The organism is Planomonospora alba (assembly GCF_039534085.1).
GTDB lineage: Bacteria > Actinomycetota > Actinomycetes > Streptosporangiales > Streptosporangiaceae > Planomonospora_B > Planomonospora_B alba.
Genome location: NZ_BAAAUT010000023.1, coordinates 15,314 through 27,597, shown reverse-complemented (window position 1 = coordinate 27,597; position 12,284 = coordinate 15,314). Strand labels below are relative to the sequence as shown.

The window sequence follows — 12,284 nt, the reverse complement described above, 5'->3', positions numbered from 1 at the left end:
GGGTCACCGCTTAGGAAAGTCCGGCGAGCACCTTGCGGTACTCGGCGATGTCACGTGCTTCCGGGATCGGGTTCACGACGCGCCAGCGGACCACGCCCTCGCCGTCGATGACGAAGGTACCCCGCAGGGCGACGCCCTTATCCTCGTCGAACACACCGTACGCCCGCGCGACCTGGCCGTGCGGCCAGAAGTCCGACAGGAGCGGGAAACGGTAGCCCTCCTGGTCGGCCCAGGCCCGGTGGGCGAACACCGAGTCGACCGAGACGGTGAGGACCCGCACGTCCTCGGGGAGCTCCGGGACGAGTTCGTCCCGGACGGCGGCGAGCTCGCCGCGGCAGACACCGGTGAACGCGAGGGGGTAGAAGATCAGCAGGACCTTCCCGCCCCGGAGGCCGGAGAGCCTGACCGGAGCGCCGTGCTGGTCCTGCAGCTCGAAGTCCGGCGCCGGTGACCCCACCTCGACAGACATGCCCGCTGGTCCTCTCCCCTGATGGTGGACGAACACCATCATCCTGCCGTACGGCTCACGCGAGCCGTACGGCAGGGTGGACCGTTACCGGACCCCTTACCGGCGCGCCTTGGGTGTGACCAGTCGCGTCCCCGACCAGTCCGGCGCGGCACTGATGCTGCTGGTCTGCGACAGACCCGCGGTCGCGGCGTCCTCCCCGATGTCACTGGGCTCCACGTGGCCCTCTCGACCGGCCTTGGGAGTCAGCAGCCAGATCTGGCCGCCGTCGGTCAGGTTGGTCACCACCCCGCTCAGGGCGTCGAACAGGTCACCATCACCGTCCCGCCACCACAGCAGCACGACGTCGACGACGTCCTCGTAGTCCTCGTCGACCAGTTCGTTGCCGGTCAGCTCCTCGATGGAGTCGCGCAGATCGTCGTCGACGTCCTCGTCCCATCCGACTTCCTGCACCACTTGACCCGGCTTGAGGCCGAGCCGTTCGGCCAGGCTGCGTTCACCCTGCGCCTGACCCGCGGTCGCGCTCACGTCTATCCCTCCTGCTTCGATGGCCCCGCCTCCGTACGGCGGTGCTCACAGTGCTTCGGCACAGTCCACACGCTGTGACCCTCAGTCGTCAACGGTCGCCACGGCAACGACTGGGCCACGCGCGAATCACCCCGGCAAAAACGACAACCGGACCTGCCGCTCGCGGTTGTCGACGTTGAGGTCCACCACGGCGACCGACTGCCACGTGCCCAGCGCGAGCCTCCCGGCGAGAACCGGGACGGTGGCGTACGGAGGGACGAGGGCCGGCATGACATGCGACCTCCCATGCCCCGCAGAGCCGTGCGCATGTCTCCACCGGTCGTCCGCCGGGAGCAGGTCCGCGAGCGCGGCGAGCAGGTCGTCGTCGCTGCCCGAGCCGAGCTCGATCAGCGCGACGCCCGCGGTCGCGTGGGGGACGAAGACGTGCAGCAGGCCGTCGCCCCCGCACGACCGGGCGAACTCCTCGCATTCGGCGGTGATGTCGTGCACCCGCTCGCGGGAGCCGGTCACCACCTCGATCAGCTGTGATCTCACACGCGGAATCCTATGAGCCGCGCCGGGACCGGCTCACGGCCGCGCCCCCGCCGGGAGCACGATCGCGTCCGGTCCCGGGACCACCAGGCCGGTGTGGCCGTCGTCGAACCGCACCAGGTAGGGAGGGGTCCCGTCGTCCCCGCGGACCTCGATGACCTCTCCTCTGCGGTCGTGGTGGCCGACCGCGTCACCGTGGACCAGGATCTGGTCCCCCACTGTCGCGCGCATCCGTCGCTCCTCCTTCCTCAGTCGCGCCCCGACCTCACTTCCAGGGTCGTACCCAGCGCTTCCGCGGAAAAGAGCGGCCCCGGTGTTACCTTTGACGTTCATTCGTCCTACGATCGGTGGTCTAGGCCACACTGCCGCTCCTGCCAGCGGCGACATCCTGGTTACCGGTCAGTAGAGATGCACTTTCCGGGGTAAGAGACCAGGATGGATGGTGACCGACACCAGACAAAAGTCCATCCTCGGAAGGCGAGACCCAGTGGCTTCCGGACGCCAGCGTTTCTCGATCATCAGTGACGGCCTACCCAGCCAGCTCCCTGATGTCGACCCCAGCGAGACCCAGGAGTGGCTCGAGTCGCTCGACAACGTCATCAAGACGGAGGGCCGGACTCGGGCCCGGTACTTGATGCTCCGCCTCTTGGAGCGGGCCCGCGAGCACCAGGTCGGCGTCCCCGGCCTGCGCAGCACGGACTACATCAACACGATCCCGCCGGAGCGGGAGCCGTGGTTCCCCGGCGACGAGCACGTGGAGCGGCGCATCCGCGCCTACATCCGGTGGAACGCCGCGGTCATGGTGACCCGGGCCAACGCCCGCACCAACGTCGGCGGCCACATCGCCACCTACGCCTCGGCCGCGTCCCTCTACGAAGTGGGCTTCAACCACTTCTTCCGGGGCAAGGACCACGGCGAGTCGGGCGACCAGGTCTTCTTCCAGGGCCACGCGGCCCCGGGCATCTACGCCCGGGCCTTCCTGGAGGGCCGCCTCAACGAGGCCCAGCTCGACGCCTTCCGCCAGGAGCTGTCGCACGGCTTCCGCGGCCTGCCCTCCTACCCGCACCCGCGCCTCATGCCGGACTTCTGGGAATACCCCACGGTCTCCATGGGCCTCGGCCCGATCAGCGCGATCTACCAGGCCCGGTTCAACCGCTACCTGCTGAACCGGAAGATCAAGGACACCAGCCGCAGCCACGTCTGGTGCTTCCTGGGCGACGGCGAGATGGACGAGCCGGAGTCGCTCGGCGCGATCGGCGTGGCCGCCCGCGAGGAGCTCGACAACCTCACCTTCGTCATCAACTGCAACCTGCAGCGCCTGGACGGCCCGGTCCGCGGCAACGGAAAGATCATCCAGGAGCTGGAGACCTACTTCCGCGGCGCCGGCTGGAACGTCATCAAGGTCGTCTGGGGCCGCGACTGGGACCCGCTGCTCGCGGCCGACGTCGACGGCGTGCTCGTCAACCAGATGAACACCACGCCCGACGGCCAGTTCCAGACCTACTCCGTCGAGTCGGGCGCCTACATCCGCGAGAACTTCTTCGGCGGCGACCCCCGCCTGCGCAAGATGGTCGAGCACCTGTCCGACGACGACATCCGCAAGCTGTCGCGCGGCGGCCACGACTACCGCAAGGTCTACGCGGCCTTCAAGGCGGCCCGCGAGCACGTCGGCCAGCCGACGGTCATCCTCGCCCAGACCATCAAGGGCTGGACGCTCGGCAAGGACTTCGAGGCGCGCAACGCGACGCACCAGATGAAGAAGATGTCCAAGGCCGAGCTGAAGGAGTTCCGCGACCGGCTCTACCTGCCGATCCCCGACTCCGCGCTCGAGGCCGACCTGCCGCCCTACTTCCACCCGGGCGAGAACGACCCCGAGATCGCCTACATGAAGGAGCGCCGCGCGGCCCTGGGCGGCTTCCTGCCCCGGCGCACGGTCCGCGCCAAGCCGATCAAGCTGCCCGGCGAGGACGCCTACGCCCAGCTGCGCAAGGGCTCCGGCAAGCAGAACGTCGCCACCACGATGGCGTTCGTCCGCCTGCTCAAGGACCTCATGCGCGACAAGGAGATCGGCCACCGCTTCGTGCCGATCATCCCTGACGAGGCCCGCACCTTCGGCCTCGACGCGATCTTCCCGACCGCGAAGATCTACTCGCCGCACGGCCAGACCTACGAGGCCGTGGACCGCGAGCTGCTGCTGTCCTACAAGGAGTCGACCGAGGGCCAGATCCTGCACGAGGGCATCAGCGAGGCCGGCTCGATGGCCTCGGCGATCGCCGCCGGCACGTCGTACTCCACGCACGGCGAGCACATGATCCCGGTCTACATCTTCTACTCGATGTTCGGCTGGCAGCGCACCGGCGACCAGATGTGGCAGATGGCCGACCAGATGGGCCGGGGCTTCCTGCTCGGCGCCACGGCCGGCCGCACCACGCTGAACGGCGAGGGCCTGCAGCACGAGGACGGCCACACCCCGCTGATCGCCTCGACGAACCCCGCGGCGGTCTCCTACGACCCGGCGTGGGCGTTCGAGATCGGGCACATCGTCCGGGACGGCCTGCGCCGGATGTACGGCGAGGCGCCGGAGGACGTCTTCTACTACCTGACCGTCTACAACGAGCCCTACCCCCAGCCGGCCGAGCCCGCCGACCTGGACGTCGACGGCCTGCTCAAGGGCCTGTACCGGTTCGCCCCGGCCCCGCAGGTCCAGGGACCGAAGGCCAACATCCTGGCCTCCGGCGTGGCCGGCCCGTGGGCGATGGAGGCCCAGCGCATGCTGGCCGAGGAGTGGGGTGTGGCCGCCGAGGTCTGGTCGGCCACCTCCTGGACGGAGCTGCGCCGCGAGGCGCTGGCCGTCGAGGAGCACAACCTGCTCAACCCCGACGCCGAGCAGCGCGTGCCGTACGTGACCCGGGCGCTGTCGAAGGCCCAGGGCCCGTTCGTGGGCGTCAGCGACTACATGCGCGCGGTGCAGGACCAGATCGCCCGGTGGGTGCCCGGCGACTGGGCCTCGCTCGGCACCGACGGCTTCGGCCTGTCGGACACCCGCTCGGCGCTGCGCCGCCACTTCCACGTGGACGCGGCCTCGATCACCCTGGCCGTGCTCACCCAGCTCGCCCGGCGCGGGGAGGTCAACGAGGAGGTGCTGCGCGAGGCCATCTCCCGCTACCACCTGAAGAACGGTGTGACCGAGGCCGGGGGCGCCGAGAGCAACGACACCCAGTCCATGGGTCTGTGAGATCCTGCCGGGTGGGGTCCGCCGGCGGACCCCACCCGGGACGGGGGACGGGCTCGTTCCTCCCGGGGACCGATCCTTAGGGGGGATGCACGTCATGCGAGGAATCCCGGCGACGGCCGCGACCGCGGCGCTGTCGATGGCGCTGGCCGCCACACTGGCCGCCTGCGGCGCCGGGGAGGACGGCGGGCGCGAGGGCGGGACGGCGGCCCCGAGCGCCGCCGCCACGACGCCGGGCGCGATCGCCTGGGCGCCCTGCACCGACATCAAGCGCCCCGGGGGCCAGCGCGCCACCCCGGAGCCCGGCGAGGAGTGCGGGAAGCTCACCGTGCCGCTCGACTACGCCGACCCCGCCGCGGGGACGATCGACATCGCCCTCATCCGCTTCAAGGCCACCGGCCCGGGGGAGCGCATCGGCTCGCTGCTGTTCAACTTCGGCGGCCCCGGTGCCTCCGGCGTGGACACCCTGGCCCAGGCCGCCAAGGCCTTCGGTGCCCTGCGCACCCGCTACGACCTGGTCAGCTTCGACCCGCGGGGGGTGGAGCGCAGCTCCGGAGTCCGGTGCGGCGGCACCGCGGAGATGGACGAGTACACCTCGGTGGACAGCGTGCCCGAGGACGCGGCCGAGCGCGCCGAGATCGAGAAGGTCGTCGAGGGGTTCGCCGACGCCTGCGAACAGACCTCCGGGAAGGTCCTGCCGTACATCGGCACCGTGAACGCCGCCGAGGACATGGAGCGCATGCGCGCGGCTCTGGGCGACGCGAAGCTCAACTACGTCGGCATGTCGTACGGCACGCACCTGGGCGCGGTCTACGCGACCCGCTACCCGAAGAACGTGGGCCGCTTCCTGCTGGACGCGCCGATGGACCCCAGCCTCTCGATGCGCGAGCACACCCTTGCCCAGACGGCCGGCTTCCAGCAGGCCTACGAGTCCTTCCTGAAGGACTGCGTCAAGGACGGCCAGTGCAAGATCGGCGCCGACGCCGACGCCGCGGACGGGAACGTCACGGCGATGCTGGAGAAGCTGGACGACAAGCCCCTGGCGGTCGGCGGCCGGGAGCTCACCCAGGGTCTCGCGGTCACCGCCATCGCCTCGGCCCTCTACTCGGAGCAGACCTGGCCCTTCCTCGACCAGGCGCTGAGCACGGCGATGCGGGGTGACGGGCAGGGGCTGATGTTCCTGGCCGACACCTACACCGGCCGCGAGCCCGACGGCTCCTACAGCACGATCATGAGCAGCTTCCCGGCCATCAGCTGCGTGGACACCGCGGAGCGGCCCGACGAGGCGGAGCTGCTCAAGACCGAGAAGGAGGCGCTGAAGGTCTCCCCGCTGTTCGGCAGCGCCGGCATGGGGAGCGTCTGCTCCTCCTGGCCGGTCGCCGGCAGCGACGAGTCGAAGAAGATCGACGCCTCCGGCTCCGCGCCCATCATGGTGATCGCCGGCACCGGCGACCCCGCCACGCCGTACGAGTGGGGGCCGAAGCTGACCGAGCAGCTGGGCACGGGCGTGCTGGTCACCTACAAGGGCGAGGGCCACGGCGCCTACATGTCCGGCGACGAGTGCGTCAAGCAGGTCGCCGACGGCTACCTGCTCGACGGCGAGGTGCCCGCGGAGGGGACCACCTGCCCCAAGGAGTGACGCGCGCCACCCGCGCCCGGCTGAGGGCGGCCGGGGGCGGGCTGCGGGCCCGCGGCGGGCCCGCCCGCGCCCGCGGGACCGGGCGGATCGGCTCCGCGGCCCGGCGGGCGGCACCGGGCGGATCGGCCGCGGCGGCCCGGCGGGCGCGGCCTACCCGCAGGGCTCCGGGCGGGGGCGCGCGGTCGCGGGCCGGAAGCCCACCGCCCCGAAGTGGCGGTCGAGGAGCTCCTTCATGCTCCCGTCCTCGTACATCGCCTCGATCGCCCCGGTGACCGCCGCGCAGGCGAGGCGGTCCCCCTTCCGGAGCGCCACGCCGTACGGCTCGCGCCTGAGCCGCAGGCCCGCGATCGTGAACTCGCCGCTCTCCCGGGCACCGAATCCGGCGACCACCAGGTCGTCCCCGGGGAAGGCGTCGGCGGTGCCGTCGGCGACCCGGTCCGCGCACTCCGCCATGTCGTCCGCCTCGACGGCCTCGAAGGCGATGCCGCGGTCCCGGATCAGCGCGGTGGTGGTCGTGCCGGGCGCCACGCAGACCCGCCTGCCGCGCAGGTCCTCCAGGGAGGAGATGCCCGAGCCCTTCCGCACCAGCACGTCGCGGTAGGCCAGGTAGTACGGCCCGGCGAAGGCGACGCGCCCCCGGCGGCCCTCGGTGATCGAGAGGTTCGCGACGACCAGGTCGACCGCCCCGCTCTCGACCGCCTCCTCGCGGCGGATGCCGACGTCCTTGAACACGACGCCGTCGGCGGGGACCTTCAGCTCGGCCGCGATGCGCCGCGCCACGTCGATCTCGAAGCCCGACGGCGCGCCCGAGCGCTTCAGGGCCATCCCGGGCAGGCCGCCGCGGTAGCCGATCGTGATCGTCCGGGTCCTCGCGATCCGGTCGAGCAGCGGCGAGCCGGTGGAGGGGGACGGGGTGGGGACCGGGGTGGAGGCCGCGGCGGTGGCCGGGGGCCGCGCGGTGGCGCCCCCGGCGCCGGACGGGGAGCCGAACTGCGCGAAGGCGACCGCGACGGCCAGGGCCGCGGCCGCGATCCCGCCCGCGGCGGCGGCCCGCGCCGAGGTGGCGCGGGCCCGGGCCGTCCCCGTTCCCCGGGTCAGGTCGGCCGTGGCCGCCTGCGCGCCCTCGGAGAGCTCGGCGTCGGAGACCTCGGCGCCGTCCTGGGCAGGGTGGCCCAGCAGACGCCTGAGCACCTCGTCGGCCGTCGGCCTGCGCTCCTGGTCCTTGGCCAGGCAGCCGGCGACGATCTCCCGCAGGCCGTCGGGGAGCGCGCTCAGGTCGGCCTCGTGGTTGATGACCCGGTGGAGCGTCGCCACGATCGTGTCGCCGCCGAAGGGCGCCCGGCCGGTCGCGGCGAAGATCATGGTGGATCCCCAGGCGAACACGTCGGCCGGGCAGCCGACCCGGTCTCCGGCGATCTGCTCGGGCGCCATGTACGCGGGGGTGCCGACCGCCCGCGTGGTGATCGTCCCGCTCTCGTCGATGATCTTCGCGATGCCGAAGTCGACGACCCGGGGGCCGTCCGAGGCCAGCAGCACGTTGTCCGGCTTGAAGTCGCGGTGCGCGATCCCGGCGCGGTGGATCGCGGCCAGCGCGGTGGCCGTGCCGATCGCGAGCCGCTCCAGCGTCTCCCCGGCCAGCGGTCCGTCCCGCCGTACGACCTGGCGGAGCGACGGGCCGTCGATCAGCTCGCTGGCGATGTACGGCGTCTCGCCGTCGAGATCGGCGGCCAGCACCCGGGCCGTGCAGAACGCCTCCACCCGCCGGGCGGCCTGCAGCTCCCGCGCGAAGCGGGAGCGCGCGTGCTCCTCGCCGGTGAAGCGCACGTGCAGCAGCTTGACGGCCGCGCGCGTCCCGTCGTCGGACTCCCCCAGGTAGACGACACCCTGACCGCCCTCCCCCAGCCTGCCCAGCAGCTCGAAATCCCCCAGCCGCGGCGGATCCCCCGGCCGCAGCGGCTCGATCTCCGACATCGCCGACCCCTCGTACACGGCGTTTTACCCGGACATTACACATCCGCGGCGTCCGGGGCCGGGCCGCGACCGGATCGGGACGCAACCGCGATCTCCCCGGGTGCCCGGCGCGGCGCCCGGGACGCCCGGCCCGTCACTCCTCGTCGAGCAGTCCCGCGTCGTGGACCAGCAGCGCGATCTGGACGCGGTTGTTGAGGTCCAGCTTGGCGAGGATCGCCGAGACGTGGGTCTTGACCGTGGGGACGCTGAGGTGGAGCACCGACCCGATCTCGGCGTTGGACCTGCCCTGCGCGACCGTGACGGCGACCTCGCGCTCGCGGTCGTTCAGCAGGGCCAGCCGTTCCCTGGCCCGGTCGCGGCGCCGGTCGGCGCCGGAGTCGGCGACCCTGGCGATGAGCCGCCGGGTCACCGCCGGGGACAGGACCGGCTGGCCCTGGGCCACCCGGCGCACCGAGGCCACGATCTCGTCGGGCGGGGTGTCCTTGAGGAGGAACCCGGCGGCTCCTGCACGCAGGGCGCGCAGCACGTGCTCGTCGGCGTCGAAGGTCGTCAGGACGACGACCTCCGGCGCGCCGCGGCGGGCGCGCAGCGCCTCGGTCGCGGCCAGCCCGTCCATCACGGGCATCCTGATGTCCATCAGGACCACGTCGGGGGCGTGCCGGGCGACCAGGGGAAGCGCCTCGGTGCCGTTGCCGGCCTCGGCGACCACGCGGATGTCGGGGGCGCCGCGCAGCATCATCGCCAGTCCGGCGCGGACCAGCGGGTCGTCGTCGACGATGAGCACGCCGATGGAGCCGGGTTCGGGTGTGGTCATGACGGCCACGGTAGCCAGGCCGCCAGCCGCCAGCCACCCTGGGCCTCGGGGCCGTACTCCAGCCGTCCCTCGACCAGGGCGACGCGCTCGGACAGGCCGGTCAGGCCCTGGCCGGCCCCCGCGGAGGGCACCGAGGCGGGCACGGGCACGGCGGCCGGTGCGGTGTTGCGCACCTCCACGGCCAGGCCCGCGCCCGGCTCCCCCGCCACGCGGATGCGGACCTCGGCCCCCGGGGCGTGTTTGCGGACGTTGGTCAGGCCCTCCTGGACGATCCGGTACGCCGTGCGGCCCACGCCGTCGGGCACGGCGCCCGCGGTCTCCTCCAGCAGTTCCACCCGCTCCCCGGCCCGGCGCGACTCCTCCGCCAGCTGCGGCAGGTCGGCGAGGGTGGGCTGCGGCAGCTCACCGACCGGGGCGCGGAGCACGCCGACGACCTCGCGCAGGTCCTGCAGGGCCTGGTGGGCGCTCTCCCGGATCACCTTGGCCGCGTGGGCGATGTCCTCGGCCGGGGCGCCGGGGTTGAACTCCAGCGCGCCGGCGTGCACGCTCAGCAGCGACAGCCGGTGGCCGAGCACGTCGTGGATCTCCCTGGCGATCTCCTGGCGGGCGTAATAGCGGGCCTGCTCCGCGCGGAGCCGGGCCTCGGTCTCGGCCCGGACGGCGCGCTCGCGCAGCGAGAGCACGAGCCGGCGCCTGTGGTGGACGAACAATCCCCAGCCGACCGCGGCCGCCTGCAGCGGGACGCCCACCAGCAGCAGCATCAGCGGGGAGCCGGTGTCGGAGCGGACCACGGCGAAGACGACCGACGCGACCATGCTCAGCGCGAAGACGGCGGCCGTGGTCCGCGGGGGCCGGTGGACGGCGACGACGAAGAGCATCAGCAGCATCGGCCCGGCGATCAGTTCCGAGAACGCCGACAGGACGATCAGCGCCACGGCCAGCTCGACCGGCCGGCGGCGGCGCAGCCAGATCGCGGCGCAGCCCAGCGCCGCGATGGCCTGGTCGAGGTGGAACAGCCACATCGGGATGGACAGGGCCTTGACCCGCTCGTCGTAGACCAGCAGCCCGAAGGCCACCGCCAGCAGGAACATGCACGTGTCCACGGCCCAGTCGCGCGCACCGCGCCGGCGCCGGGCGGCGGGCGCGGAAGCGGGGGAGGCGGTCTCAGATTCGTTCATCCTCCCCGGAGCGTACGGCGGGCGGCGGCGCCGCGCCCGCCCCGGGGACGGAGACGGTACCGACGCCGGAGCGGCCGATACTTTCGTCGGGCGCGGGGGATACCTCCGCCGGTCGCGGCCGGTTCCTCCGTCGGCCGGGCCGGCCGCGGGACCGGTCCCGGAGTCGCGGGAGGGCATCCCTGCGGCCGATCCCCGCGGCGGGGGCCGCGCCCAGCATGGGGGCATGCGCAAAGTCATCCAGCTCCTGGGCCTCGCCATGGTCCTGTCCGGCGTCAGCGGAGCCATCGACCACGTGGCGGTCCAGCCCTTCATGGGCGTGCTCAACCTCTTCAACCGCCTGGTCGTCGAACGGGTGGCGCTCCTGGAGGGGCACGAGGTCTTCGCGAACCTGTGCCTGGCCGTGCTCGGCGCCGCGCTGATCGCCGCAGCGCGGCTGACCGAGCCGTCGTGACCCGGTCCGGGCCGTCGTGACCCGCCGGGCGCGTGGATGCGGGCTCCGGCCGCGCCGGGCCTCGGGCCGGAACCCGCGTCCCGGCGCGGCCGTGCCCCGGCGGGACGCGGGCCCGGCGGGCCACGCGGCGGAGGAGCGGGGAGCGGCGGGTCCGGGCGGCGGGATCGGGCGGCGGGATCAAGCCGCGGCGTCGGCGGCCCTCGCGAGGCGGTCCGCCGAGTGGACCGCGCGGGCTCGAGCGGCCCGCAGATCCGGGTGGACGAGTCGGCCCGACCGCTTCACGACCCGCCCGGCGACCAGCACGGTGTCCACATTGCCCGGCCCCGCGGCGGTGACCACCGCGGCGACCGGGTCGCAGACCGGCGCCAGGTTGGGGGCGTCGGCGCGCAGCAGCACCAGATCGGCCTGCTTGCCCGGCCGCAGCGAACCGATCCGGTCCGCCATCCCGAGTGCGGCCGCGCCCTCGATCGTGGCCGTCCGCAGCACCTCGGCCGCGGTCAGAGCGCCGCCCCGGGCCCGTTCAGCCGCGAACGCGGCGCGCATGACGGCGAACATGTCTCCCGGCACGTTCACCACCGTGTCGACGCCGAGCCCGGTCGGGACGCCGGCCCGGCGGAACCTGCCGGTCTCCGGGTGGCCGTGCCCCATCTGCATCTCCACCGCGGGCGCCACGGAGGCGGTTCCCCCGCTGTCGGCGACCAGTTCCACGGCCTCACCGGTGAACCCGTTGCCGTGCACGAACATGACGTCCGGCCCGAGCAGTCCTGCGCCGTGCAGCCGTTCGACCGCGCCGGTTCCGGTGGCGTGCAGGCTGATCCGGAGGCCGAGCTCGCGGGCGAGCCGCCAGTCGGCCTCCGCCTCCTCCATCGGTCCGTGGACCGGCCCCGAGGCGGCGAGGGCGGCGGTGACGAGCCCGGGGGTGCCGAGCAGCGAGGCGACCCGCCGCACCTCGTCGGGGCGGCGGGCCTCGCCCGGGCCGGGATGCGCGTACGCGAAGACCGCCCGGATCCCCGACTCCCGCAGGGCCTCCAGCGCCGCGTCGGTGTGCTCGGGGGTCGACTGGATGTGCGACCAGTCGCAGAGGGTGGTGATCCCGGCGTCGAGGGCCTCCAGCGCGCCCCAGAGGTTCGCCGCGTACACGTCCTCGGCCCGGTAGGCAGGGGCGAGGCGTCCGAGCACGAGTGCGAGGTAGTCACCCAGGGTGGCGTCGGCGGAGGAGGCGCGCAGGACGCTCTGCCAGACGTGGCGGTGGGTGTCGACGAAGCCGGGCAGCACGAGCATGCCCGAGGCGTCGACGACCCGCGCGCCGGGGACGTCGAGTCCCGGGCCGACGGCGGCGATGAGCCCGTCTTCGACCAGCACCTCGGCCCCGGGCAGCACGCGGGGCGCGGGTTCGGTGTCGATCACGGTGCCGCCGGTGATGAGAGTGCGCACGGCAGATCCCTTTCCCGATAGCTATTCAGAAAGCTTTTAT

11 protein-coding genes are annotated in these 12,284 nt (G+C 73.0%); 3 read left to right on the top strand and 8 right to left on the bottom strand.

Translation table 11 applies throughout. The features are described from left to right. Positions 1-10 precede the first annotated feature (10 nt). The 4 genes from ABD823_RS15565 to ABD823_RS15550 form a co-directional block, all read right to left on the bottom strand. Positions 11-469 carry a peroxiredoxin gene (locus ABD823_RS15565; RefSeq protein ID WP_344860108.1) on the bottom strand — a complete coding sequence of 153 codons (459 nt, stop codon included), beginning with the start codon at positions 467-469 and terminating at the stop codon, positions 11-13. Positions 470-565: 96 nt separating this feature from the next. Continuing rightward, positions 566-994, bottom strand: a complete 429-nt coding sequence (locus ABD823_RS15560; RefSeq protein WP_344860106.1) for a DUF3052 domain-containing protein — start codon at positions 992-994, stop codon at positions 566-568. Positions 995-1,120: 126 nt separating this feature from the next. Next, positions 1,121-1,528, bottom strand: coding sequence for a secondary thiamine-phosphate synthase enzyme YjbQ (locus ABD823_RS15555; protein WP_344860104.1), 408 nt, complete (start codon positions 1,526-1,528; stop codon positions 1,121-1,123). A 33-nt stretch (positions 1,529-1,561) separates the two neighbouring features. Next, positions 1,562-1,756, bottom strand: coding sequence for a DUF1918 domain-containing protein (locus tag ABD823_RS15550; protein WP_344860102.1), 195 nt, complete (start codon positions 1,754-1,756; stop codon positions 1,562-1,564). 256 nt (positions 1,757-2,012) lie between these two features. On the opposite strand from ABD823_RS15550, the gene aceE reads away from it, so the two are divergent. Together aceE and ABD823_RS15540 are read left to right on the top strand one after the other, a co-directional pair. After that, the gene (gene aceE / locus ABD823_RS15545; RefSeq protein ID WP_344860100.1) at positions 2,013-4,760 is read left to right on the top strand and encodes a pyruvate dehydrogenase (acetyl-transferring), homodimeric type; all 2,748 of its coding nucleotides are present in this window, start codon (positions 2,013-2,015) and stop codon (positions 4,758-4,760) included. A gap of 94 nt (positions 4,761-4,854) precedes the next feature. Continuing rightward, positions 4,855-6,396, top strand: coding sequence for an alpha/beta hydrolase (locus tag ABD823_RS15540; RefSeq protein WP_344860098.1), 1,542 nt, complete (start codon positions 4,855-4,857; stop codon positions 6,394-6,396). A 150-nt stretch (positions 6,397-6,546) separates the two neighbouring features. Here ABD823_RS15540 and ABD823_RS15535 read toward each other — a convergent pair whose 3' ends face one another. The 3 genes from ABD823_RS15535 to ABD823_RS15525 form a co-directional block, all read right to left on the bottom strand. Next, entirely contained in the window at positions 6,547-8,367 is a 1,821-nt protein-coding gene (locus ABD823_RS15535; RefSeq protein ID WP_344860096.1) for a bifunctional serine/threonine-protein kinase/glutamate ABC transporter substrate-binding protein, read from the bottom strand. Positions 8,368-8,500: 133 nt separating this feature from the next. Further along, on the bottom strand, positions 8,501-9,181 hold the full coding sequence (locus ABD823_RS15530) for a response regulator (RefSeq protein WP_344860094.1): 681 nt from the start codon (positions 9,179-9,181) through the stop codon (positions 8,501-8,503). Then, the gene (locus tag ABD823_RS15525; protein ID WP_344860092.1) at positions 9,178-10,359 is read right to left on the bottom strand and encodes a sensor histidine kinase; all 1,182 of its coding nucleotides are present in this window, start codon (positions 10,357-10,359) and stop codon (positions 9,178-9,180) included. The genes ABD823_RS15530 and ABD823_RS15525 overlap by 4 nt, the downstream gene beginning before the upstream one ends. Positions 10,360-10,582: 223 nt before the next feature. Between ABD823_RS15525 and ABD823_RS15520 the strand changes: the two genes are divergently transcribed. Further along, positions 10,583-10,810, top strand: coding sequence for a hypothetical protein (locus ABD823_RS15520; RefSeq protein WP_344860090.1), 228 nt, complete (start codon positions 10,583-10,585; stop codon positions 10,808-10,810). Between the two features lie 177 nt (positions 10,811-10,987). On the opposite strand, the gene ABD823_RS15515 is transcribed toward ABD823_RS15520, so the two are convergent. After that, on the bottom strand, positions 10,988-12,244 hold the full coding sequence (locus ABD823_RS15515) for an amidohydrolase family protein (protein ID WP_344860088.1): 1,257 nt from the start codon (positions 12,242-12,244) through the stop codon (positions 10,988-10,990). Positions 12,245-12,284: the final 40 nt, after the last annotated feature.